We start from the raw sequence: 23,547 nt of genomic DNA, 5'->3' as shown, positions 1-23,547 counted from the left end.
CTATTTTGAGAAAAACAGCGTTAAGCGACGTATAAGGTCAGGAAAAGCATCAAAAAGTCCCTCCCAAAAGGGTTTTAATCTTGGTTCATATCTTGCTTATTCAACTGTAGTGGCCTTCATTGAGGGAGAGAAAAATGAAGAAAGTAGCGTTCGTTGCGCCGACATATCCGGTGCTTAGCGAAACTTTTATCCAAACGGAAGTGGAATCCGTGAAAGCGTGCGGGCATCATGTCTGCGTAATGACATTCAAAATTGAAAGCAGCGAAAAATCGTTCGATTACGACATTGTCAAAATTGGCCAAGATGTCCGTGTAGGCACAATCACCCGCATTAATTGGTTAGGTTTTGTCCAAGCACTTTCATTTGTTTCAAGACAAAACAGCATGCCGAAGAAGTCACTGTTTGCATACGGGTTTAAACTCGCAATGCAATTGGCGGAGAGAGACATAGACCACGTTCATGCACACTTCTGTCAGCATACCGCTGCACACGCCATTGTCGCTGCCAAACTGCTCAATATTACTTGCTCGTTTGTCGCCCACGGACACGATGTCTATGAATTTGCCTACGACATCGAACAAAAGATCTCTTCGAGTGATTTTGTGGTTGCCGTTTGTAAAGACATGCTCAACGACTTCAATTGCATGGCTAAAGGGAATGTGAAGCTGCTCCACTGTGGTGTGAACACTAAGCAGTTTAAGCTACAACCTAAAAACGACACTAAACTCCTGCGTCTAATCTTTCTCGGTCGTCTGGTTGAACAAAAAGGCGTTCATCACTTGATCGATGCACTAGCTCCCATCGCGCAACCACTCAATATTCATTTAGACATCATCGGAACTGGCGACTTAGAATCTCAACTCAAGATGAAAGTAGAGCATCAGGAACTTACCCGAAACGTGACTTTCCATGGTGCACAAACTCACGAGTGGGTGAAGAAGAACTTACCTAAATACGACAGCTTAGTGGCACCTTTCTGTTTTTCAGAAACAGGCTGTGTCGATACCGGCCCCTTAGTGCTTAAAGAAGCGATGGCCGTTGGTGTTCCCGTTATCACCACAAACATCATGGGGTGTAAGGAGATTGTCACTCCAGAGACTGGTTTTTTAGTGAATGAGAAAAGTGTTGATGAGTTACGAGAAACTATCGAGCGTTTTGCTCAACTTAGCAGTGATGAAAGAGCAGAAATGGGGATGAGAGCCAGAGCACGAGTTGAGACTAAGTTTAACTCTCTCAAGCAAGCCCAGCAGTTGTCTAACTGGATAGAGAACCCGGCTTAGTGCCAGCTAAAACTTTCGAGTAGAATGGAAAATAAAACAAAGCGTTACATAGCTCAAAGCGGTAACGCTTCAGACAGGTCGTGCTCTCACGAGCAGTTCTTGTTAACCCGCACGTAGCGCTAATATCTCTGCAAGATCGTCCGTTTCGGTGTAACGAATCAAATCTTGCTCTTTCGAAGAGATCGCCACAATAGACATTCGGTCAGCCAGCTCATTGCCCTCAATACCAACGTGACCGTTTACGTGGTAGATAGTGATTTGAGAAGCGAGCTCTTGATAAAGGGCATAAGCAGCTTTAATGATATCGAGGTTTTTTATCTCGCCACCAGATTTAGTCCAGCCCTTTTTCTCCCAGCCTGATGCCCACTTAGTGATGCAGTCTATCGAATATTTTGAGTCGCTATAAATCGCAACAGACAGCCCAGCTTTCAGCTTCTCTTTTGCGAGAATAAAGGCCTGTTCTAAGCCTTGTAGCTCAGCAGTATTGTTAGTCCCCATCGGTTGGTACAAGCCATACCATAGTTCAGTAAGATCATTCTTCAAATAAACCGCTAAACCCGTTCCCGCTTCCCCTGGGTTAGGTTCACAAGCACCATCAGTAAAGATTTTAATATCAAATGGCATGTCAGTAATTTGCTGCTGAGAAAGAGGTGGAGTCTTTGACTTGTTTGCACCACTGGACTTTGGAAATGCAGACTTAGAACCTGGCACAGCTTTAGTCGCAAAAGACGAGCTACCACCAAAGGCAGATTCAGCCTCTCCCAGTGTTGGAAACGATTTATATCTCGCGCCTGCAAAGCCATCGACCTGAGCTTTACATTCGTTCCAAGTGGTAAAAATACCGGGTGTGCGACCTTTCCAAACCACATAATATTTCTTAGCCAAATTAACTCCTTACCAAAAACTGACGACACAAACAGTGAAGCAATACATTAGAAGTCACCAAGCCACGTGTTGCAAGGTCAATCACTCAAAAACCGGTCTAAAGAAGCTGCGCTCATAACTCACAATACAGTCAACTTCATCCGCATATTCAAAAGCTCGAATACACTCCGGGTCATTTAAGGATAAGGTTCGATACTCTTCATAGGCCGCTAAACTATCAAACGAAAACAGTGCCATCGCAATATTGTTCGCGCCTTCAGATGGTAGAAAGTAGCCATTGTGCTGACCGCCAAATTTAGCCACCAAAGGAATCCACATTTTTGCGTAGTTCTCAAACTCCTTAATCTTTTTAGGATCAATTACATATCTAACATAACAAGTAATCATATATCGCCCTCAAATAACAAATAACAAACCAAATTTAGATTGGCCATCAAGAGAAAAAGAAATCAACCGCGACAAGGTTATAGAACAAAAACACCGCCATACTGACACCAATGGTTAGCAGCACGTTGCCGGTTTTCCATATCAGCAAACCTGTCACAAGTGCCCCGATTAAATACGGATTTTCAAAACTTGGCCAAAATGTCTGCTCTGGAGCAAACACAATCGGCCCCCAGATCGCAGTAAGTACCGCAGGGCTTGAATAGCGTAATAAACGTCGCGCTGTTTGGTTGAGTCGAAGCGGAATCGCTGGCTCTAGAAATAAGTATCGGCTAAAAAACACAATCGCTGTCATCAGTAATATCGTTAACCAGATCATCTCTATTTTCCTTCCATGATTGGCTTTTTGCCGTTATTGCGTTCTTGAAATGATTCACTGAAAAAGCCCGCTAACATGCCAGCAATTGCTGCAATCATGAGCCCGCCTTCAACGTTATTCACCGACATAGCAACCGAAGTCACCAATGAAACCAACACGCACACCACAACAGGCAGTGTTCTGATTAACGGGAATACCAACGCAATAAAAGTCGCGGCAACCGCAAAGTCGAGGCCAATTTCATTGAGGGATGGGATTTGGCTTCCAGCGACAATGCCAACGAAGCTCGCTATGTTCCAAACCAGATAAAAGCCGCCGCCAACACCCGCGGCATACCAACGATTAAACTCTTGCTGAGACTGCCCACTACAAATCGCAAACAGCTCATCGGTTAACCAAAAGCCAAGCAATAAGCGCCATCGAGCAGGAAGGTGACTGATTTTGTCGCGCATCGACACACTGTATAAAAAATGCCTTGAGGTGATGAACAGTGTGGTCAGCAACATGGTGCCAAGGCCAATGCCAGCTTTGAACATCCCTGCCGCGACCAGTTGTGCGGAGCCGGCAAACAAGATCGCTGACATCGCTTGTGCTTGCAGTTGATTCAATCCAGCATCAATCGCGTATGAACCAGCTAAGATTCCCCACGGTATCACGGCGATACTCAGAGGCATGCCCGCTAAAACCCCCTTCCACAACTGTGTTCGCCTATCCATCTTTTGATTATCCATATTATTCTTTTCTCTCTTCACATTGGCTATTCAATGTAAAAACACCTGAGTGGATTCGATTGTACAAACTTGCTCGATTAAGCGACCGTATTTTTCACCAACGCTCAAAGCATCTTAATGTATTGCCCCGGCGTGTAACCATTGGCCTTTTTAAAGTGTCGGTGAAAATGGCTTTGGTCGTGAAAACCACACTCTTGGGCAGTATCTGAAATGGTATGCCCTTGCTTCAACAGCTTGCGGGAAAGTCTCAAACGAGACTGGATCTGATAAGCATGGGGAGGAAGACCAAACTCTTTCTGAAATGATCGAACTAAATGAAAGGGACTTAGGGCCGCCAATTTAGATAACTCTTCCAAAGAGACATCGGCCTGCGGGAAATCATCTAAAAACTCTTTAACCAGAACAAGTTGGCGCTGGGTTTTACTATCCAACTGAGGCTTAAGGCTCGACTTACCATGTCGGCTAATCAACTTAACCAACATCCCATACATCAAAGTTTCACGGAGCAGCCGATTATCCGACTCATCAATCGCGTTAAACACTAGCCTCAGTTGATTGGCGAGTTCAGGGTCTTCAACGACCGCTCTAGGGAAATAAGGGGCACCATAATTAGGAAGGTTTAGTTCTTGAGTAATTTTGGCTAGTTGCTCTGGGAGCGGGTACATGGCGCGATAAGCCCAACCGCCTTCCGTTGCCGAATGACCGCTATGTACCTCGTCGGCATTAACCAGAATAATGGCGTCTTGTGGTGCAATATGGTGACCACCTGTGCGATAGAAACGTTGAGCGCCCTGCTCTATAACCCCAAGCGTGTAACCCTCATGGCTATGACGTGAGAAGTTCTGCTTTTCGTACTCAGCATTAAGGATTTCAATGCCGCCGAGCTCCTCAGCGACTTTATATTCGGCCTTTTCTTTAGAACGTATCTTGTTCTCCATAACAATTCCCAAGCCTGTTAATTATCGAACGACTTATCAGTCTACTCTATAGGCTCTTTTAGCTTTTGTACAAAATTGCGCTTTTGGTAGGTAATACTATTTTTAGCTTTAGATTCAAAGCTCGGGATAATGCTTTCTAATTAAGAGCGAAGTCGTGCTAGGCTGGTACTTGGCGACAAATTGACAAATGAATGGCTAAATCATGCCAATAATTCTCACCCACCATAAGCTACCCTTAGAGAGATATAATGAAAAAAACCGTAGCACTTCTGTTCTTATTCAGCCTAACAGGCTGCACTCACAACCAGTCGAAAGCATTAAGCATGAACTCTTCGTCTGTTAATTCATACCCTCAGTCGATGTCGAACCTACAACTGTGCGACACCTTGTATTACGGAAGACCGAGCAATCAAACACTGGCCGCCATTGGCAGCGAGTTTAATCGCAGAGGTCTTTCAAAGCGTTGGTGTGATACCGAAACAAATAAGCTTTATCTAACCAAGACAATTGATTGGGTTGCTGAACAAGTTGAAGGCAAAAAAGATTCTGAATAAACATCGGCGGTGGTGTTGCCTACGGATTGAGAGGTCAAACTCAATGTGATGTGCAAAAGCCACCTCTAGAAATAGAACCAAAACAAACTGAACACCATTCATGCCTTTGCTCACAACAATATGGATTCACGTTGATAAATGTTAACAATTGGTTAATTATCAGTATCCATTATTACTATAAGGAAATAACAAATGAAATGGATACTTGTTGCATTCGTCAGTGTTTTCTCTGTATTCACATACGCAAAAGATTGGAAGCAAATTCGATTTACTGTTGAAGGGGCTTACCCTCCATTCAGTTGGACAACGCAGGACGGTGAATTAGAAGGATTTGAAGTCGATTTGGTCAACGCACTGTGTACCGAGCTAGAGGTGAAGTGCATCATCTCAAAAACAGATTGGGACGGTATTATCCCATCTCTTCTAAGCCGAAAAAACGATGCCATAATAGCAGCGATGACAATTACCGAAGAGCGTGAAAAGAAAGTAAACTTCACTATCCCCTACGCCAAAGTTCCTACTCGTTTTGTGATGAAGAAAGATCGAGAGATCAATATGAACGACGACAGCTTGAATGACCTAACTATTGGGGTTCAGCGAGCAACTATTGGCGATAAGTACCTTTCTGAGATTTACCCAGATGTAGACATTAAACGTTATGGCTCATTCGACGAAGCCTTTACCGATTTACTCAACGGTCGTCTAGATACCGTATTTGGTGGCTCTATGGGCCTCAATTCGGGCTTTCTTGAAACAGAACAAGGCAAGGACTATCACTTTACCGGCCCTAAATTCACCGAGGAGAAGTGGTTCGGACGTGGTATTGGTGTAGCGGTACGAAAACAAGATAATGAACTCAAAGATCTTATCGATAGTGGAATACAAAGACTGATCGACAACGGTCAACACCAAAAGATTGCTAGCAAGTACTTCTCATACAGTATTTATGAATAGCCTAGCGCACAGAATGAATGAGCTTCACTGATGAAAATTGCTGGTCAGTTTTTGGAAAGCTTCAGATAGCAAAAAGCCGCTCGTTAAGAGCGGCTTTTTTAAAGGGTGGGAACCCAGCCACATCCCGGCACACAAGTCACACGCTGCGGCTGCTTCCTTCCGGACCTGACCGAGTTCACGAGCTATTGTTGCGGGAGGACCAGGCCCCCATAGATTCGTTTTCTAAGAGGCTCGCCTCAAAGAGTGAATGGATTATTAAGCATCCCGGCAGCCATTGCAAGCCCTTCCCCTTTCTTTTTGAGCAATTGTGGTCTAAGTGCTTATCCTTTATTCAAACCACCAGTAAATCGCAGGTAAATTCACCATTTACCTGCGATTCTAAGCTCTCACACAACATTATCTAGATTGAGTAGGCACTAGATATCGATGTCTTCGTTATCTTCAGTGCGAATGATGTAGTCCGTCATCCATGCCGTTCCCAACAAGCATAGCCAGACTACAAATACAGGGCTTGGTACTTCAATGCTCGGTGTAATCACCAGTGCTGCGAAACCAGCAGTTGGTAGCGTCCAACACAGTAGCTTATTCCAGCGGAAGGTTTTCAGCTTCGTCATCGCTTCCATTGACGCCATGATGCCCGTCACACACAAGGCCACAAGTGCTGCATAAGGCAAGTCGGCTATCCAAAGAGGCAAGATTAACCCTAATGACCACCAGCTGTGTCGACTCGCGGGTTTAAGATGATTAGCAGCCCACCAAATAACCATGATGGACAAGACTTGTAATAGAGTCACCCATGGCGTGCCATCAAGCTTGCCTGCTGATTGCGTGACCATAATCCCAACCTGCAAAGTAGTCACGATCAAACCAGAAATAATCACTACCGACAAACTACTGCGTCTTGAGAAAACCACCATTAACAGTGGGAATAACACCCACGCGCTAACAGAGAGCGTGATTGGCTGTAGAGGAAGAGTTAAGCCATAAGTCGTCATGGCAGCAAGTAGAGCTAAACCTGCGATACCACCCTGCGGTAAGATCCATAACGCAGGAATCACCATCGCCAGTACTGGGATATCTCCCTCACTTAAACTGATTGCTCTCGCACAAACAACGGCTAATAATGTTGTAATTAGAAATTGAAACGTTGAAAAGACCATAGCTCTCTCCTTCTACCGATCCGTGGTATTTATGAACTAGGAACATTTAGTATGGACCAATTTTTAGCCCAAATCTTTGCTGTGATTCACCAAATTCCATATGGAAAAGTAACAACTTATGGAGACATAGCACGTTTCTCGGGTTTTCCGGGCTATGCACGCCATGTGGGAAAAGCATTGGGTAAGTTACCTGAAGGTAGCAAACTCCCTTGGTATCGAGTGATCAACAGTAAAGGCGAGATTTCCTTGAAAGGCGACTCGTTTGAACGCCAAAAGAAGCATTTGGTGGAAGAAGGGATTGAAGTGAGTGACGCAGGAAAAATTAAACTCAGAATATACAAATGGCAGCCCTAGAGCTGCCATCATTCGCCTATTCAACTGGCTAGATTAAACCAATCAAGATGCCTTAACAGTGGCATCCATTTCTAATTAGCGAACACCGACCAAGCGTAGGTCAGCGTGTTGTGTGTTTTCTACATCTGTAATCACAGACTTGATAGTATCTGTTGTGAAACGTAGTTTACCGTCAACATGGATCGTTGCACGCATGTTGTAACGGTGGTTAGGCTGAATCTTGTTGTCGTCATAGCTTAATTCGAACGCAAACGGTACTTGCTTACCATCGGTTGTGAACTCTTGAGTCGCGATAACCGTTGATGGAGCATCTGCTAGTGAAATATCTTCTAGCGTTACAGTAACCAATGCATTCTCTGGTAATGCCATTCTTTCGCGGTAGCTAACTGTTCCTGAAATCACTTGAGTATTCTCTGCAACCACTTCCTGAGAAGCGTTCGTTTCAGATGTTGTTTGGCAACCGACTAACATGCCAAACGATACTAAAGACATTAGAAGAATTAGAGCCTTTTTCATATTCAATTTCTCTCAACATGTTTGCCGGACTCGGCAAATCTCCAGACTAATTATAAGAGGGCTTTCATATTCTGTCTTGAAAACCTATGATTTATTGACAGATATATGACTAAGCTAATTGATTAACACCATAATCTGACACTCATTTTACGAAGAGGAATGCTGACGATGAGTCAACCTTTAAAAGAATTACTCAGTTTACTTCAGCTAGAGAAGCTGGAAGAAGGTTTATTCCGTGGGCAAAGTGAAAACCTCGGTCTCCCACAGGTTTATGGCGGTCAGGTCTTAGGGCAAGCGCTTTCTGCTGCTCGTTATACCGTTGAAGACGACCGCAGTGTTCACTCGTTCCACAGTTATTTTCTATTCCCAGGCGACTCTGAAAAGCCGATTATTTACGATGTTGAAAACCTCAGAGATGGGCGCAGCTTCAGTACCCGCCGTGTTAAAGCGATTCAAAATGGCCGCCCTATTTTCTATCTGACGGCTTCTTACCACGGTGACGCACCGGGCTTTGAACACCAAAATCCGATGCCTGATATTCCAGGGCCGGAAAACTTTGCATCTGAAACTGAACTTGCAAGCCATATTGCGGAGTTCTTACCGGAGAAGTTGCGTAAAACCTTCTGTGGTGAAAAGCCAATTGAGATGCGCCCTGTAACGGTGGTTAACCCACTCAAACCAAAGAAGACGGAAGCGAAACAGTACCTTTGGGTTAGAGCAAATGGCGCGATGCCAGACAACCACTTGATTCACCAATACCTGCTTGCCTACGCTTCAGATTGGGGCTTCTTAGTCACTGCGCTTCATCCACACGAAGTCTCTCTAATGACGCCAAACTTCCAAGTGGCGACGATAGACCACTCAATCTGGTTCCACCGTCCATTCAAGATGGATGAATGGCTGCTCTACGCGATTGAAAGCCCAACAGCGGCCAACACTCGCGGCCTAGTGCGCGGTGAGATTTATAACCAGAGAGGTGATTTGGTTGCGACAGCCGTTCAAGAAGGTGTGATGCGCTTTACTAAGTAGTCATCAAATACTTCTGAGCGTCTGCAAGCAAACGCCTTAACCGAAAAGAGGCTAGGTATCGTACCTAGCCTCTTCTCTTTTTAATCACAATGGCAGTTCAACGAAACTGTGTTTAGTTCCCTTGCTCAACCGGCTTAGACTCACCTTGTACTCGCGTTTTGATACCATCACCCGCATCGCGCAATAAGTTAAATGGCGATAACACCACGCCTTTTACCGCACCTTCTGCCGCACTTTGAGCAAGCTCCTTACTCTTGTCAGCCAACAAGTTAGCTTGCACTAGAATCGCAGGGACTTCGGCTCTCAACATTTCAGACTCGGCAATCACCACTGGAATCGTTTGTTCTCGGTAAGATTTACTTTCAGCAAGCATTGGTGGCATAACATCAACACGGTAGCGCTTAAGTTCGGTCAGCGTTGGCGGAATCACATCCGTTCTCACCTGCCCGACTTCAACTCGTACATTTTTCACTTCGTCTAGGATAGCTGGAATTTTACTGTCGACCGATGCGACCGTTTTATTCACCTTCTCCACCGTCTTTCTTACATCTTCAACGGTACTCAACATCTGGGGTGCCAACTCGTCGACGTGCTCTGCCAGTATCAGAAACTCTTCGACTTTTAGCTCTTTGGTGAGCACGGAAAGATCCTCAATAACCTGAGGATAGGTATCGACAATTTCACCGACTTTATTGGTGAATGAATAGATGGTGTAGCCAAGGTAAAAAATAGCGATAGCTAACACGAGTTGAATAGCAGTAGAAACTTTTGCAAACATGAATAATCCTTTTCTTCATCGCAGAGGCAATATCTAAACTCGAAACACAATCTTTAACAAGGTTATAGCGGTAGCGCAGTGGTGTACTTTAATGGTTCCATCGCAAACGTAGAAGTAACGTTTGATATACCATCCACACTGTTAACTAAGCGCTTATAGAACTCATCAAAGCACTTCATGTCTTTAACCTGCACCTTCATCATATAATCGTACTCGCCCGCCATGCGGTAGAACTCCATGACTTCTGGGAATTCCGACACAGTATTCACAAAACGACCATACCACTCATGAGAATGATCGCTGGTTTTCACCAATACGAACGCGGTAAAAGAAAGATCTAACTTTTCAGGGTTCAGCAATGCCACTCTTTTTTCAATGATGCCATTCTCTTCCAAACGCTTTAAGCGCTTCCAGCAAGGCGTTGTGGTGAGGTTGACGGCTTCAGAAATGTCGTTCAATGACAGGGTACTGTCTTCTTGTAATAACGCTAATATTTTTTTATCTACGGCATCTATCACACTTTCACCAAATCGCTTTTAAATAGAATAATTTTCTACATTTTAGTCAAAATAAAGCAAATATGGCAAAGTTTTTCTCTCCGGATCTAGCTAAATTAAAACCATACCAATTACAAAAAATTCCTACACTCGATCAGGAGAACGCTTATGTGCACTGACCATCAATGGATTAACAACGCGATTCGTAAAATTGAAGCGGACTACCAACGCTCTGCGGATACGCACCTTATCAAACTAGACCTTCCAAGCATTGAAGGCATTGATATCTATCTTAAAGATGAAAGTACACACCCAACAGGCTCTTTGAAGCACCGTTTGGCGCGTTCTCTATTCTTATACGCTATCTGTAACGGTTGGGTTGGCCCAGAAACTACGATCATTGAGTCTTCATCTGGCAGCACAGCGGTGTCTGAAGCTTACTTCGCTCGCCTACTTGGCCTTCCATTTATCGCAGTAATGCCAAAGTGCACAGCGAAGAAAAAGATCGAGCAGATTGAGTTTTACGGCGGCCAAGCACACCTAGTTGACCGCTCTGACCAAATCTATGATGAGTCACGTCGTTTAGCAGCGGAACTCAATGGTCATTACATGGACCAATTTACTTACGCTGAGCGCGCAACCGACTGGCGTGGTAACAACAACATCGCAAACTCAATTTTCAATCAAATGCAGATGGAAGATCACCCGGTTCCAACTTGGGTTGTAATGAGCCCGGGTACTGGTGGTACTTCAGCAACGATTGGTCGTTTCATTCGTTATCAACAGCATGAAACTAAACTTTGCGTTGTCGACCCTGAAAACTCAGTTTTCCACGAGTATTACAAAACAGGCAATACAGAAGTAAAAGGCAGCACATTCAGCAAAATTGAAGGCATTGGTCGCCCTCGTGCAGAACCAAGCTTCATTCCAGGTGTGGTTGACGAAATGCGTAAGATCCCAGACGCGGCAAGTATTGCAACGACACATTGGTTGTCTGACATTCTAGGCCGTAAGGTTGGCGCATCTACGGGTACCAACATGTACGGTGTGCTTCAACTGGCAAGTGAAATGAAAGCGCGTGGTGAGAAAGGCTCTATCGTGACTCTACTTTGTGATAGCGGCGAACGTTACCTAGACACTTACTTCAATGACGAGTGGGTGAGCAACAACATTGGTGACCTTCAGCCTTACGCTGCGAAGTTAGAAGCTTTCTCTCAAACGGGTGAATTAGTTTAAGCACCAAGCAAAGCACAAGCGTCCAAAATAAAAAGAGCCCTTAATGGGCTCTTTTTGTGTGTCTTTGGTTAACGACAAACTAAGACTATTCTGGCTTCTGCTTCGCTTCAAAAGCAGCCAGTTGCTCTGGTGTTGCTTTTGGTTGGTGGTTTTGTTTCCACTCATCGTAAGTCATGCCATAAACACGCTCACGAGCGTCATCGATATCAAGGTCTAAACCTTGCTGCTCAGCTTCGGCTTTGTACCACTTACTGAAGCAGTTACGACAGAAGCCAGCCAAGATCATCAGATCAATGTTCTGAACATCTTTGTTGTTGTCTAAGTGTGCTAATAGGCGACGAAAGGTTGCTGCATCCAGCTTGTCTTGTTCTTCTTGAGAAAGATCTTTGTATTTAAATTCAGCCACTTTGGTGTCCCTTAATAGTTTTCATTTTTTAATGTATTGAGCAGATATTGTTATACAAAAAAAGCCCGCATTTCGCTAGGAGCAAACGCAGGCTTTTCAAAACATTCACAGATAAACCGGAACTCTCATGAAACGATTACAAAACGTATTTATCCTTTTAGCTTCTCTTATCCTAAGCGCTACTGCTTATGCATCTCCATCAGAGGGAAAACAATACACGCTTTTGGAAAAACCTTATTCGACCGAGTATCAAGTAGATAAGTTCTTTTCGTTGACCTGCATGCCTTGTTGGCAGATGACAGAGTTACTCAAAGATAAAGAGGGCTCTGGTGAACTGGAATTGCATCGTACTCACGTGATTTTTAACGACTCGACCTTACAAGCTGCGGGTATTTACTACACCGTATTGGCTCAAAAGCCGGATCTGTCTCATGAGCTTTTAAGTGAGTTATTCTCGCTGGTTCAAACTAAAAACCCGCTGCAAGAAACGGATATTGATGCTTTTTTCAAAGAACACAACCTTGTGAAACAAGAAGACCTGACTCAAAGCCAGCAACAGCAATGGGCTAAGTTTATGGAAGACGCTGTTACGAAGACTGAGCAAGCGTCGATTAGCAGCATTCCGAGCTTTATTATTAATGGGCGCTATATGGTGAAGCTAAGAGGCCACCGCTCTATGGAAGAACTGCTCGAAACCATTCAATACCTGAAAGAGCAATAGAGTCTCACTCTTTTCTGGCACCATTCGCAGTACCAAATAAAAAGCCCGACAACGAGTAAGTTGTCGGGCTTTCATCTATTACTTGTCTATACCACGATATTAACCGTGGCTAGTTCGACCTATGTTGTCATGGCTTAGCTCTTTGTTGAGCACCGCTTCAACGTGACCAGGTGAACGAGTGGTACCAGAAATCAATCGATACATCGCTGGGATTACGAATAGAGTTACCAAGGTCGCAAAGCCCATACCAAAGAAGATAACCGTACCTACTGCCACACGGCTTTCATAACCCGCACCTGTTGAGGTAATCAATGGGATTGCACCTGCTAGCGTGGTAAATGCCGTCATCATGATTGGTCGTAAGCGTCGAGCAGAAGCATCAATGATGGCTTTTTCAAACTCAATACCGCGGTCACGCAGTTGGTTAGCAAACTCAACGATCAAGATACCGTTTTTGGTTACCATACCGATCAACATGATCATACCGATCTGGCTATAGACGTTGAGCCCCTGACTCATCACTACCAAGCCTAAGAAGCCACCAAAGATACCCATAGGTACAGTGAACATCACCACTAACGGGTTTATGAAGCTCTCGAACTGCGCCGCCAGTACCAAGTACGCCACCAACATCGCTAATGCAAACACCACCAAGATGCTCGATTGGTTCTCTTTGAAGTCTTTAGACTCCCCCGAATAGCTTACCGAAATATCACCCGGTAGTTGCTCAATCGCTTGTTCATCAAGGAAATCCAGAGCTTCACCTAACGTGTAACCTTCCATCAGGTTGGCTTTAATCGTTATCGACTTCTGCTTGTTGTAGTGCGACAAACGAATCGATGATGCGACTTCTTCAATGTGAGTCAAAGTATCTAGTGTCACCAACTCACCAGACTGAGTTCGCATGTAGATTTGGCTCAAGTCATTGGCATTGTTGAAGCTGTTTTCGTCACCACGCAGGTAAACATCATACTCTTCACCACGTTCGACGAAAGTCGTCTCACTGCGTCCGCCTAGCATGATTTCTAAGGTATCGGAGATGTCAGACACACTCACACCCAGCTCTGCTGCACGCTGCTTGTCTACAGTAACCAGTAGCTCAGGCGTTTTCTCAGAGTAATCGATATCCGCGCCTTCCATCATCGGCGAATCTTCAGCGGCTTGCTTTAAGATCTCCGCCCACTTTTGCAGTTCAGAGTAATCTGAGCCACCAAGTACGAATTGCACTGGCTCACTCGACCCTCCTCGAAAACCAGGCATAAACGGGAACACTCGTACATCAGGAATACCGGCTAGTGACTTACGAACTTCATTCAGCGCTTCTTGCGCGGTCACGTCACGCTCATCCCAATCTTCTAGGATCATGATAACAAAGCCCGTTTGGTCACCGGCATTACCGCCAAATGCTGGCGATTGAATACTGAATGACTTCAAGAAGCCTTGACCAAGCAATGGCATTAGACGTTCTTCAACAATGTCCATGTTGGCAGACATGCGGTTATAACTGGTTGCATCAGCACCACGGACAAACGCAAAGATAACACCACGGTCTTCTTGCGGAGTCAGCTGCGCAGGCACTTGTTGCATCAAACCATAGCTACCACCCAAGCATGCGATAATGATGATAGGAGCAGCCCAACGCCAATTTAACGCGCGGCGTAATACCGAGCGGTATCCAGACTCTAATTTGCCAAATACACGTTCAACAAACAGGTTAAAGCGGTTTGGTTTCACGTTCGCTTTTAGGATCTTACTGCCTAGCACTGGCGTTAGCGTCAATGCGACTAGCGACGAGAAGATCACCGACATAGCAAGCAATACAGAGAACTCGGTAAACAGAAGACCAACCATGCCGTCCATGAACGAGATTGGCAGGAATACCATCACCAATACAAGCGTCGTTGCGATTACCGCGAAGCCAACCTCTCGTGTCCCTTTATAGGCCGCAAGCAGTGGCGACTCACCACGTTCAATGTGGTGGAAAATGTTCTCAACCACCACGATTGCATCATCAACCACCAAGCCAATCGATAGGATAAGTGCCATCAAGGTAATCAGGTTGATAGAGAAGCCGAAGTAGTAAGCCGCAATAAACGACGAGATTAAAGATACAGGTACGGTTACCGCAGGGATAAGCGTCGCACGAGCTTGACCGATGAAGATGTACAGCACCAGGATAACCAAACCACCTGTGATAAAGAGTGTGCTGTAAACCTCAGAAATAGAACGGTCGATGAACACAGTCGAGTCATAGTCGACAGCCAAGCGCGTACCATCTGGCAAGAACTTCTGAATCGCTTCCACTTCTTTGTGTACTAAATCTGCCACTTCAAGTGGGTTGGCATCTGACTGAGGCACGATACCCATACTGACGTTAACAACGCCGTCACTCTTAAAGGTCGAGTTTTCGTTCTCTGCGCCAATGTAAACATCAGCGACATCTTTAAGATAAATTGGCGTGTTGTCAGAAGCGCGCTTGACCACTAGGTATTCAAAATCTTCTGCTTCAGTGTATGAGCGAGCAGTACGAACCGACATCACGATCGCGTCATTACGAACTTCACCGCCCGGGCTCTCGATATTCTCATTGTTCAATGCAGACGTAATATCAGATGTGGTAACCCCACGCCCTGCCATTTCCGCAGGCTTTAGCTTCACGTACATTACTTTGTACAAGCCACCCGAGATATCCACAGAACTTACGCCGGAGATCAAACTAAAGCGGTCAATCAATACACGCTCTGTGTAATCGGTTAGCTGCGTTCGGTCCATCTCAGTAGAGCTTAGGTTGATGTATACCGAAGCCTCACCGCTACCGTTGTTCTTGTAAACAATCGGGTCATCAGCTTCGTCAGGCAGAGAGCGCTGTGCACGAGCAACGGCATCACGAACGTCACTAACACCAGTATTTAGGTCGTAACCCAATTCAAAGGTAATCGTGATTCGCGACATACCGTTACGAGTGGTGGACTCGATCTCATCAATACCACTGATACCGGATAATTGGTCTTCAAGATTGGAGGTTATTTGACTCTCGATGATGGTCGCTGATGCGCCTTCGTAGCGTGTGCTGATCGATACCACAGGGCTTTCGATATCAGGCATCTCACGAACGGCAAGCTTACTAAAAGAGACAATACCAAACACAACCAATAGCAAACTCAATACGACAGCTGCTACTGGTCTCTTTACTGAAACGTCAGATAACAACATTAGTTAGCGCCTTCTTGTGCTGTTTTCTCGGTTGCGGAGTCAGCCGGGCGGTTTATAGCAAGTTCCTGAACCTGAACACCATCACGCATGTTCACGATGCCTTGAACGACAATCTTCTGTCCAATCTCGATACCCTTTTCAATCACAACTTCGTTGTCGATACGAGCGCCAAGGAAGACTTCCGTTCGCGTTGCCTTGTTATCTTCACCAACCACGTAAACAAAACGTTTAGTACCTGAGTACTCGAGAGCTTGAACGGGAATGATTGGTGCTTCAATTGGAGGGAAGTCCATCGCTGCCGACACCAACATGCCCGGCTTTAGATAATCATTGTTGTTGTCGAAATTAATTCGAACTCGAAGGTTTAATGTCTCTGCGTTGATACGAGAATCAATGCCAACCACTGAACCTGTAAATTCTGTATCTCCCCATGCACTGGTGCGAGCCGTCACTTTCATGCCTTTAGATAGCTTAGAAAGGTAACGTTCAGGGATCTGAAGGTCTAACTGCATGACTGAAAGGTCATCTAGGGTTACCAGTTCAGTACCCGCTGTCACCATTTTGCCGCGGCTAAAATCGATAAAGCCGACTGTGCCTGAGAATGGTGCGCTAATGTGAAGATCTTTTAGGTTGGCATTTGCTGCCGCCAAACGAGCATTGGCGATCTCTACATTGGTTTTCTGTGCGTCAATTTCGGTTTGCGTGATCGCGTTACGTTTCACCAAGCGTTCAAATTCCGCTAGTTTACGTTTCTCGTCTTTTAGATACGCTTGCGCTTCTGCAACTGCAGCTTTTGCCTTATCGTCATCTAACTGAACCAACATCTGACCTTTAGTCACATCTTGATTCGCTTTAATGTTGATAGAGTCAACGCGTCCAGCCACCTCAGAAGTGATCATCACTGATTGCTCAGCTTCTAGTTTTCCAACTAGAGAAAGGGATTGGCTAACTTGGTGAATATCAACCTGCTCAGTAACAACAGTGACAGTGCTCGGGCCCATGCGCTTTGCAAGTACGGCTGGAGACGCCATAAGAATAGACAAGCTCAGCAGGGTTAAAACAGATTTATTTTTCATAATTATGGTCTGCAAGTAAGTTTTGTAGCAATCACAGTGAGTAAGTGGTCAGCAATAGCGTAGAAAAAAGGCTTGAAAACAAGGCTGCTCTTTTCAACAGGGTAGCTTTGAAAAGTAGTTACCCTACAATCAAAAATCCTAACGCAGCTGCCGAGCATTTTAATTAGCTAGAACGACAAGTTACTTACTACGATTGGTATTATTCTCTATAAATGAAATTAACCGTATTCTATCAACTGATGAATGCTGTAACGTCAAGAAGTGTAAATCTAGATTAAATTTCGTTTACGTTTCGTGGTGGTTTAGCCAAAACAACAGCAAGACAGAAAGTCAATAACCTCAAGGCGTTACCCACCAGTACGTAAACCTCAGTACAGATGTTCACTTCACGAGCAATATGCGTACTTTTCGCCATCTTTGCCCAAAAAGGCAGCATTTAACACAAAACCATAAGAAAAACCCTTTACAGGTTTAACGTGTTTGCTATGATGCGCTCCGCACTTGAGAGATGCGTTGGGAAAAACATCTCTTTAGCCTATCCATTATGAGTTAGGAAAAACACCCTGGAGGGGTTCCCGAGTGGCCAAAGGGAGCAGACTGTAAATCTGCCGGCACTGCCTTCGATGGTTCGAATCCGTCTCCCTCCACCATATTTCTTCTTACCTCTACCTAGAGTTAAGAGACCAACCTAGTTGATGGGCTTATGGGAAAACATCAATTTAGGCTTACTTTGTGAAAAGTAAGACACACCCTGGAGGGGTTCCCGAGTGGCCAAAGGGAGCAGACTGTAAATCTGCCGGCACTGCCTTCGATGGTTCGAATCCGTCTCCCTCCACCATATTCTTCTTGCCTCTACCTTAGAGTTAAGAGAACAACCTAGTTGATGGGCTTTATGGGAAAACATCAATTTAGGCTTACTTTGTGAAGAGTAAGACATACCCTGGAGGGGTTCCCGAGTGGCCAAAGGGAGCAGACTGTAAATCTGCCGGCACTGCCTTCGATGGTTCGAATCCGTCTCCCTCCACCATATTCTTCTTACCTCTACCTTAGAGTTAAGAGAACAACCTGATTGATGGGCTTATGGGAAACATCAATTTAGGCTTACTTTGTGAAGAGTAAGACACACCCTGGAGGGGTTCCCGAGTGGCCAAAGGGAGCAGACTGTAAATCTGCCGGCACTGCCTTCGATGGTTCGAATCCGTCTCCCTCCACCATATTATCCTTAATTGGAAAATCGAAAAGCCAACTCATTGAGTTGGCTTTTTTCGTTTCTAACGTTCCATATTATCAGCGTAACTTCTCTTCTAAACATTAGAACACTGCAATACCGATCTTATCGCAAGGTAGTTGATACCTTTGAACTTACCGATGAATCAATCACTCCAAACTTCCATATGACGCTTACAAACCAAATAAGCTGCGCAACCTAAGCAGTTTGTAGAAACAGGGTCTTCGCAATCATCCACCACTTTCTGCTTCTGCTGCGATGAAAGCTCAGGCTCTAATATAGGCTCAAAAAACCTCGTCATATCAACCAACTCCTAAGTTTTATTTGGTTAAGTAACTAATTAAGAACATTAAAATGAGTAACTTACATTGAGGTTAGCCCACCTTATTCCCAGCCATTACTTAAGTAACTCTCTTCCTAACACTTGCGGAATCAAACGACCAGACACAAAAAAGCCCCTACAGATTTCCCTGCAGGGGCTTTCAATAATCAAAGCACTGGTTTGCTAACGTCTTCTGTTAGCTATACCGATATTAACCTTGAATACCAACAATCAACCAAGGTGCGTTGTCAGTTGTTAGATCACGCTCTAAGTGCCAGATATCAGTGATGTCTTCTTCGATACCTTCCGCAGAATCACGGTAGCGACCGCTAAACTGTAGGCTTAGCTGTGCTTTGCTGCCGTCATGGTCTGCACGAACGATTTCAGCATCAACGTACATTACGTCTGTGTGTTGATCACCGTCTAGCTTGCTACGCTCAGCTTTTAGGTCTTCGAAAAGGCTTGGAGACACGTACTCTGCAATCGTGCTTAGCTCGTTGTGGTTCCATGCACCTTGCAGTGTACGGTAGTGCTCACGAGAGCCGTTGATGAATGCCGCTTGATCAAAACCCGGTGGGTAGTTATGTGGAACATCGCTTTGCGCACCAAAACCAAAGCCACCAGCAGTGCCTTGTGATTGAGGTTGTGCTTGCTCGAAGTTATGAACATTTGGCTGTTGCGTTGGTTGTTCAAACTTATTTTGTCCCATACCGCCGAATGCTGGCTGTTGGCCACGTGCATTCTGCTGATTCATCGAACCCTGCTTCGCGCCAAGCATGCCACGTAGGAACTTAAACGCTAGGAAAGCAATCAGACCCATAATCAGAATATCCATGAACTGGATACCTTCAAATGCGCCACCGAAGAATGCTGCTAGTAGACCACCTGCAAGTAAACCGCCTAGCAGACCGCCCATTAGGCCTTTCTTGCTAGAGTTAGCCGCTGTGTTCTTACCGGCTTGATCTTGTCGGATTGAATTCGTGTTCTGTTGTTGCTGTTTGGGTGCAGGAGCCGTTTTGAAACTCTTACCAAAAGACTTACCACCACCAAACTTTTTCGCTTCCGCGATTGGTGTCACCGCGACTGATACCATCAGAATCGCGACTAGTGAGAAAAATCGTTTCATTATTATCCTTTATAGGTTTCTTTATCTTTCGACACCTTAATCATACTCGTTAACAAAGCACAATGAAATATTCACTGTGTTTACACATGTTTCATAATATTGCGGCGATTAGTTGATTACTAAACTAGCGAAAGGATTGACGGCACTCAGGGGCAGCATTAAAATATTGAACGATGTTCATTTACTAGAAACTACTCATGGCACGCAGAAACGACCACACTCGAGAACAATTGATCCAGCTGACTTTAAATACAGTGACAGACTTTTTAGAGCAGCACTCCTATCACGAGTTGAGCCTACGAAAAATCGCGAACATGATTGGTTATGTACCAAGTACACTGGTCAATGTATTCGGTAACTACAACCTTTTGCTTCTTCACGTAGTAGCTAAAACGTTAGATGAACTCGCGGCTGAATCTGCAACTGCCGTTGAACAATCAAGCAATGCACAACAAGCATTATTTAATCTTGCTTACTGCTACCATGACTTTGCGCAAAAGCACCCACACCGTTGGCAGCTTATCTTCGAGCACAACATGAACGGTGAAAACCTACCTGAATGGCAATCCAACCGTATCGATAAGATGACTGGCATGCTAGAGCAATTGTTAATCGCAATTGCACCTGAACATACGGAAAGCGAAGTTGTTAAAGCGAGCCGTGTATTATGGTCTGGCGTGCACGGAATTACACTTTTAAGTGTTGATGATAAGTTTTTCGCATCTGAGCCTATCGATGGTAAAGAGTTGATTAATAACCTAGTCTCAAACTACTTAACCAACTGGTAAGCATTCAAGGAAAGACAATGAACAACAGCAGCCAATCTTCGCTGTTAACGCAAAAAAGGTTCCTACCCTACTTTATTACCCAGTTTTTGGGAGCCTTTAACGACAACATCTTCAAAAATGTTCTGTTGCTGTTTGTTGCTTTCGCAAGCGTAGACACACTACCTATCTCCAGCAACCTATTCATAAACTTGGCAGCTGGCCTTTTTATTCTACCCTTCTTCCTATTCTCAGCTTTAGCTGGTGTACTGGCTGACAAATACGAAAAATCTTGGTTTATCCGTAAAGTGAAGCTCCTTGAAGTGGTGATCATGTCGTTGGGTGCGATTGGCTTTATCTACGAAAGCTACGGGATATTGCTTCTACTTCTGTTTCTAATGGGAACGCAGAGTGCCTTCTTTGGACCAGTAAAATACGCCTTACTCCCTCAGCAACTAGAAACAAAAGAGCTCGTTTCAGGGAACGCTTTAGTGGAGACAGGCACATTCCTAGCTATTCTGATTGGTACTTTGGGTGCCGGTATTATTGCATCGGAAAAGAGCGCGAAGCTGGTTGCAGCAATTTGTATTGTGTCATTTGCTGTACTTGGCTATGTATCAAGCTGCTTTATTCCTAAAGCACCAAGCAATGCGCCAGATCTTAAAGTGAAATGGCAGCCAATCAAGCTAACCCAAGCAACACTCGCGATTGCAAAAAAAGACCACCCAACCTTCCAGGCTTTAATGTCTATCAGCTGGTTTTGGTTCCTTGGCGCGACCTACTTAACCCAATTTCCAAACTTCACTAAGCTGCATTTGAATGGCACTGAGAGTTCGGTTGCCTTTTTGCTGGCGCTATTCTCTGTAGGCATTGCCATTGGCTCTCTAGCGTGTGACAAGCTTTCCAATCACCGAATTGAGATCGGCATTGTGCCAATGGGCAGTTTAGGGATTTCACTTTTTGGCTTGCTGATGGCGACATCCATCCCTGATTCTTTGCCCGAGTTTAGCTCTTTTCAGCAATTTGTGACCTATTCAGAGCTATGGCCGCTGTTTGCTTATCTGCTACTACTTGGCATCTCTGGTGGTATCTTTATTGTGCCGCTTTATTCACTGATGCAGCTGCGCGCGAAACCAGACGAGCGTGCTCAAGTGATTGCAGGGCTAAATATCTACAACTCGCTGTTCATGGTAGGTAGTGCTGTAATGGGCATCGTATGCTTAAGCGTGCTAGAGCTATCCATCCCACAGCTGTTTATACTGCTGGCGCTATTGAACACCTTCGTGATGCTTTACCTGTTCTATCAGGTACCCATTTACGCCTTCCGCTTCTTCACTTGGGTCGTCACTCACACCATGTACCGTGTTAAGCACAAGAATCTGCACAACCTGCCTGAGGATGGTGGAGCGTTGATTGTTTGTAACCACGTCAGCTATATGGATGCACTGCTGCTAAGCGCGGTATGTCCTCGCCTGATTCGTTTTGTGATGGAGGAAGACTATGCCAAACTTCCACCATTGAGACGCTTCTTGAAAAGAGCTGGAGTGATTCCTATCTCATCCACCAACCGCCGCTCGATTCGCAACGCTTTCAACGAGGTTGAACAAGCACTGCATGAAGGTCATATCGTGTGTATCTTCCCAGAAGGTAAACTCACCTCAGATGGCGAGGTTGCGGAATTCATGCGTGGCATGGAGCTGATTATCCGACGCTCTCCCGTGCCAGTCATTCCAATGGCTCTCAAAGGATTATGGGGCAGCTACTTTAGCCGCTATAAAGGCCGAGCATGCAAAGGATTACCAACTCGTTTCTGGACAAAGCTAGAGATCGAAGCGGGTGAGCCAATTTCGCCGGCCGACGCCTCTTGTGAAACCCTGCGTCAGGCCGTTGCCGATCTACGTGGCTCTCAAAGATAATTAGCTTAAAATAAGTCCAAATGCCCCTCCTGAACAGACGTTTAGTTTTTCTTAACGTTTGTTCAATTCATTTAGACTTACTTATCATCAAGTTAAGCGTATAGTCTTCGCTACGCTGCCATAACCAGAAACGATAAAAACAATATAATGAAAATGAATAAATCCATTCCATTTTATCTCGCTGCTATATTTTGCTTAACCCCATGGGTAAGCTCACCTACCGCGCTGGTTGTCGGTTTTCTGCTTGCAAGCTTAGGCGTGGTGCCTGAAAACGTAGAGGTTGGCAAAATCACTAAAAAGCTGCTGGCCTACTCAATTGTCGGCTTGGGCTTTGGCATTCAGTTTGAGAAAGCGCTAGCGGTGACTGGTGACGGTATTGGTTTGATCATCACTACTATCATTGGCACACTGGTTATTGGCTGGTTCTTAGCAAAACGTATGGGGCTGGACCGTACTACTGGTTACCTAATTTCTTCTGGTACTGCCATTTGTGGTGGTAGTGCGATTGCTGCGGTCGCTCCAGCAATCAAAGCAGAAGACGAACAGATTGGTTTAGCATTGGCTACCGTCTTTGTATTGAACTCTGTAGCACTATTCCTATTCCCGATGATTGGTCATGCACTTGAATTGAGCCAACAAACGTTCGGTACCTGGGCTGCCATCGCGATTCACGATACTTCTTCAGTTGTTGGTGCTGCCTCTGCATATGGTGAAGAAGCACTGACAACCGCGACCACACTTAAGCTCGCTCGTGCACTATGGATCATCCCAATCGCGTTGGTCAGCGCAATGATCTTCAAGAGTGATCAAAAGAAGATTACCGTGCCTTACTTCATTTTCTTCTACTGCGCGGCTATCGCAGTCAGCGACTTATTGCCACAGTTTGAAGTGGTATACCAAGGCATCTTTGACGTGTCTAAGCGTGCATTGGTTGTGTGCCTATTCTTAATTGGCTGCGGTATCTCTGTAGAGAAACTGAAAGCGGCGGGACCAAAACCGTTGATGTTTGGTATTACGATGTGGGTGATGATCTCTACAGGTTCATTAGCGTGGTTGACCCTCGCATAACCTCTAGGGAGTTAAATCTCTAACAAGCTCAC

The 23,547-nt window shown here is 45.0% G+C and carries 25 protein-coding genes, 4 tRNA genes and 1 other RNA gene; 14 read left to right on the top strand and 16 right to left on the bottom strand.

From position 1 onward, the window contains the following. The first annotated feature begins 134 nt into the window (after window positions 1-134). Window positions 135-1,280 carry a glycosyltransferase family 4 protein gene (locus BTO10_RS11190; RefSeq protein ID WP_105024567.1) on the top strand — a complete coding sequence of 382 codons (1,146 nt, stop codon included), beginning with the start codon at window positions 135-137 and terminating at the stop codon, window positions 1,278-1,280. Between the two features lie 102 nt (window positions 1,281-1,382). Here the strand turns inward: BTO10_RS11190 and BTO10_RS11185 are convergent, their stop codons facing one another. From BTO10_RS11185 to BTO10_RS11165, 5 genes are all read right to left on the bottom strand, one after another. Beyond that, a complete protein-coding gene (locus BTO10_RS11185) occupies window positions 1,383-2,165 on the bottom strand; it encodes a ribonuclease H1 domain-containing protein (RefSeq protein ID WP_105024566.1) in 783 nt (260 codons plus the stop codon). Window positions 2,166-2,246: 81 nt separating this feature from the next. Beyond that, window positions 2,247-2,552, bottom strand: coding sequence for an NIPSNAP family protein (locus BTO10_RS11180; RefSeq protein WP_105024565.1), 306 nt, complete (start codon window positions 2,550-2,552; stop codon window positions 2,247-2,249). Between the two features lie 46 nt (window positions 2,553-2,598). Then, the gene (locus BTO10_RS11175; protein WP_105024564.1) at window positions 2,599-2,928 is read right to left on the bottom strand and encodes an AzlD domain-containing protein; all 330 of its coding nucleotides are present in this window, start codon (window positions 2,926-2,928) and stop codon (window positions 2,599-2,601) included. Window positions 2,929-2,930: 2 nt separating this feature from the next. Beyond that, window positions 2,931-3,659: an AzlC family ABC transporter permease gene (locus tag BTO10_RS11170; protein ID WP_004739968.1), complete on the bottom strand. Its 729-nt coding sequence runs from the start codon at window positions 3,657-3,659 to the stop codon at window positions 2,931-2,933. Between the two features lie 104 nt (window positions 3,660-3,763). Next, window positions 3,764-4,597 carry an AraC family transcriptional regulator gene (locus BTO10_RS11165; RefSeq protein ID WP_105024563.1) on the bottom strand — a complete coding sequence of 278 codons (834 nt, stop codon included), beginning with the start codon at window positions 4,595-4,597 and terminating at the stop codon, window positions 3,764-3,766. A 248-nt stretch (window positions 4,598-4,845) separates the two neighbouring features. On the opposite strand from BTO10_RS11165, the gene BTO10_RS11160 reads away from it, so the two are divergent. Both BTO10_RS11160 and BTO10_RS11155 read left to right on the top strand, forming a co-directional pair. After that, a complete protein-coding gene (locus BTO10_RS11160; RefSeq protein ID WP_105024562.1) occupies window positions 4,846-5,151 on the top strand; it encodes a hypothetical protein in 306 nt (101 codons plus the stop codon). A gap of 192 nt (window positions 5,152-5,343) precedes the next feature. Continuing rightward, window positions 5,344-6,105, top strand: a complete 762-nt coding sequence (locus BTO10_RS11155; RefSeq protein WP_105024561.1) for a transporter substrate-binding domain-containing protein — start codon at window positions 5,344-5,346, stop codon at window positions 6,103-6,105. A 108-nt stretch (window positions 6,106-6,213) separates the two neighbouring features. On the opposite strand, the gene ffs is transcribed toward BTO10_RS11155, so the two are convergent. Continuing rightward, window positions 6,214-6,310, bottom strand: an RNA gene (gene ffs, locus BTO10_RS11150) — signal recognition particle sRNA small type. Between the two features lie 211 nt (window positions 6,311-6,521). Next, complete coding sequence (locus tag BTO10_RS11145) at window positions 6,522-7,265, bottom strand: hypothetical protein (RefSeq protein WP_004739958.1); 744 nt, start codon at window positions 7,263-7,265, stop codon at window positions 6,522-6,524. Between the two features lie 51 nt (window positions 7,266-7,316). On the opposite strand from BTO10_RS11145, the gene BTO10_RS11140 reads away from it, so the two are divergent. After that, complete coding sequence (locus tag BTO10_RS11140; RefSeq protein WP_004739957.1) at window positions 7,317-7,619, top strand: MGMT family protein; 303 nt, start codon at window positions 7,317-7,319, stop codon at window positions 7,617-7,619. Window positions 7,620-7,694: 75 nt separating this feature from the next. On the opposite strand, the gene BTO10_RS11135 is transcribed toward BTO10_RS11140, so the two are convergent. Then, the gene (locus BTO10_RS11135; protein ID WP_063523546.1) at window positions 7,695-8,135 is read right to left on the bottom strand and encodes a YbaY family lipoprotein; all 441 of its coding nucleotides are present in this window, start codon (window positions 8,133-8,135) and stop codon (window positions 7,695-7,697) included. Between the two features lie 168 nt (window positions 8,136-8,303). On the opposite strand from BTO10_RS11135, the gene tesB reads away from it, so the two are divergent. Continuing rightward, a complete protein-coding gene (gene tesB, locus BTO10_RS11130) occupies window positions 8,304-9,164 on the top strand; it encodes an acyl-CoA thioesterase II (RefSeq protein WP_105024560.1) in 861 nt (286 codons plus the stop codon). Window positions 9,165-9,276: 112 nt separating this feature from the next. On the opposite strand, the gene BTO10_RS11125 is transcribed toward tesB, so the two are convergent. After that, on the bottom strand, window positions 9,277-9,942 hold the full coding sequence (locus BTO10_RS11125) for a hypothetical protein (RefSeq protein ID WP_105024559.1): 666 nt from the start codon (window positions 9,940-9,942) through the stop codon (window positions 9,277-9,279). Between the two features lie 62 nt (window positions 9,943-10,004). Continuing rightward, a complete protein-coding gene (locus BTO10_RS11120) occupies window positions 10,005-10,460 on the bottom strand; it encodes an Lrp/AsnC family transcriptional regulator (RefSeq protein ID WP_004739953.1) in 456 nt (151 codons plus the stop codon). 147 nt (window positions 10,461-10,607) lie between these two features. Between BTO10_RS11120 and BTO10_RS11115 the strand changes: the two genes are divergently transcribed. Beyond that, a complete protein-coding gene (locus BTO10_RS11115; protein WP_004739952.1) occupies window positions 10,608-11,675 on the top strand; it encodes a PLP-dependent cysteine synthase family protein in 1,068 nt (355 codons plus the stop codon). Window positions 11,676-11,760: 85 nt separating this feature from the next. Here the strand turns inward: BTO10_RS11115 and BTO10_RS11110 are convergent, their stop codons facing one another. Continuing rightward, on the bottom strand, window positions 11,761-12,081 hold the full coding sequence (locus BTO10_RS11110; RefSeq protein WP_004736423.1) for a DUF1244 domain-containing protein: 321 nt from the start codon (window positions 12,079-12,081) through the stop codon (window positions 11,761-11,763). Between the two features lie 127 nt (window positions 12,082-12,208). Between BTO10_RS11110 and BTO10_RS11105 the strand changes: the two genes are divergently transcribed. Continuing rightward, on the top strand, window positions 12,209-12,802 hold the full coding sequence (locus BTO10_RS11105; RefSeq protein ID WP_105024558.1) for a thioredoxin domain-containing protein: 594 nt from the start codon (window positions 12,209-12,211) through the stop codon (window positions 12,800-12,802). A gap of 99 nt (window positions 12,803-12,901) precedes the next feature. Here BTO10_RS11105 and vexH read toward each other — a convergent pair whose 3' ends face one another. The 3 genes from vexH to BTO10_RS23475 form a co-directional block, all read right to left on the bottom strand. Next, window positions 12,902-16,015 (bottom strand): vibriobactin export RND transporter permease subunit VexH, encoded by a 3,114-nt coding sequence (gene vexH, locus BTO10_RS11100; protein ID WP_105024557.1) that lies wholly within the window; start codon window positions 16,013-16,015, stop codon window positions 12,902-12,904. After that, window positions 16,015-17,091: an efflux RND transporter periplasmic adaptor subunit gene (locus BTO10_RS11095; protein WP_004739949.1), complete on the bottom strand. Its 1,077-nt coding sequence runs from the start codon at window positions 17,089-17,091 to the stop codon at window positions 16,015-16,017. Before BTO10_RS11095 ends, vexH begins: the two co-directional genes overlap by 1 nt. A 274-nt stretch (window positions 17,092-17,365) precedes the next feature. Beyond that, window positions 17,366-17,506: a hypothetical protein gene (locus tag BTO10_RS23475; RefSeq protein WP_181144006.1), complete on the bottom strand. Its 141-nt coding sequence runs from the start codon at window positions 17,504-17,506 to the stop codon at window positions 17,366-17,368. Window positions 17,507-17,656: 150 nt separating this feature from the next. On the opposite strand from BTO10_RS23475, the gene BTO10_RS11090 reads away from it, so the two are divergent. The 4 genes from BTO10_RS11090 (at window position 17,657) to BTO10_RS11075 (ending at window position 18,305) form a co-directional block, all read left to right on the top strand. After that, window positions 17,657-17,741: transfer RNA gene (locus tag BTO10_RS11090), tRNA-Tyr, on the top strand. Between the two features lie 103 nt (window positions 17,742-17,844). Continuing rightward, window positions 17,845-17,929, top strand: a tRNA-Tyr gene (locus BTO10_RS11085). A 104-nt stretch (window positions 17,930-18,033) separates the two neighbouring features. Continuing rightward, window positions 18,034-18,118: transfer RNA gene (locus tag BTO10_RS11080), tRNA-Tyr, on the top strand. A 102-nt stretch (window positions 18,119-18,220) separates the two neighbouring features. Continuing rightward, window positions 18,221-18,305: transfer RNA gene (locus tag BTO10_RS11075), tRNA-Tyr, on the top strand. 159 nt (window positions 18,306-18,464) lie between these two features. On the opposite strand, the gene BTO10_RS23470 is transcribed toward BTO10_RS11075, so the two are convergent. Both BTO10_RS23470 and BTO10_RS11070 read right to left on the bottom strand, forming a co-directional pair. Beyond that, window positions 18,465-18,620, bottom strand: a complete 156-nt coding sequence (locus BTO10_RS23470) for a hypothetical protein (protein WP_004739947.1) — start codon at window positions 18,618-18,620, stop codon at window positions 18,465-18,467. Window positions 18,621-18,852: 232 nt separating this feature from the next. Beyond that, window positions 18,853-19,767, bottom strand: coding sequence for a Tim44 domain-containing protein (locus BTO10_RS11070; protein WP_105024556.1), 915 nt, complete (start codon window positions 19,765-19,767; stop codon window positions 18,853-18,855). A 197-nt stretch (window positions 19,768-19,964) separates the two neighbouring features. Between BTO10_RS11070 and BTO10_RS11065 the strand changes: the two genes are divergently transcribed. The 3 genes from BTO10_RS11065 (at window position 19,965) to BTO10_RS11055 (ending at window position 23,515) form a co-directional block, all read left to right on the top strand. Continuing rightward, entirely contained in the window at window positions 19,965-20,555 is a 591-nt protein-coding gene (locus BTO10_RS11065; RefSeq protein WP_004739945.1) for a TetR/AcrR family transcriptional regulator, read from the top strand. Between the two features lie 17 nt (window positions 20,556-20,572). Next, a complete protein-coding gene (locus tag BTO10_RS11060; RefSeq protein ID WP_105024555.1) occupies window positions 20,573-22,447 on the top strand; it encodes an MFS transporter in 1,875 nt (624 codons plus the stop codon). 147 nt (window positions 22,448-22,594) lie between these two features. Continuing rightward, window positions 22,595-23,515, top strand: a complete 921-nt coding sequence (locus BTO10_RS11055) for a YeiH family protein (RefSeq protein ID WP_105024554.1) — start codon at window positions 22,595-22,597, stop codon at window positions 23,513-23,515. Window positions 23,516-23,547 lie beyond the last annotated feature (32 nt).

This window comes from Vibrio chagasii, assembly GCF_002954585.1.
Lineage (GTDB): Bacteria > Pseudomonadota > Gammaproteobacteria > Enterobacterales > Vibrionaceae > Vibrio > Vibrio chagasii_A.
This window is presented reverse-complemented; position numbering and strand designations above follow the sequence as displayed.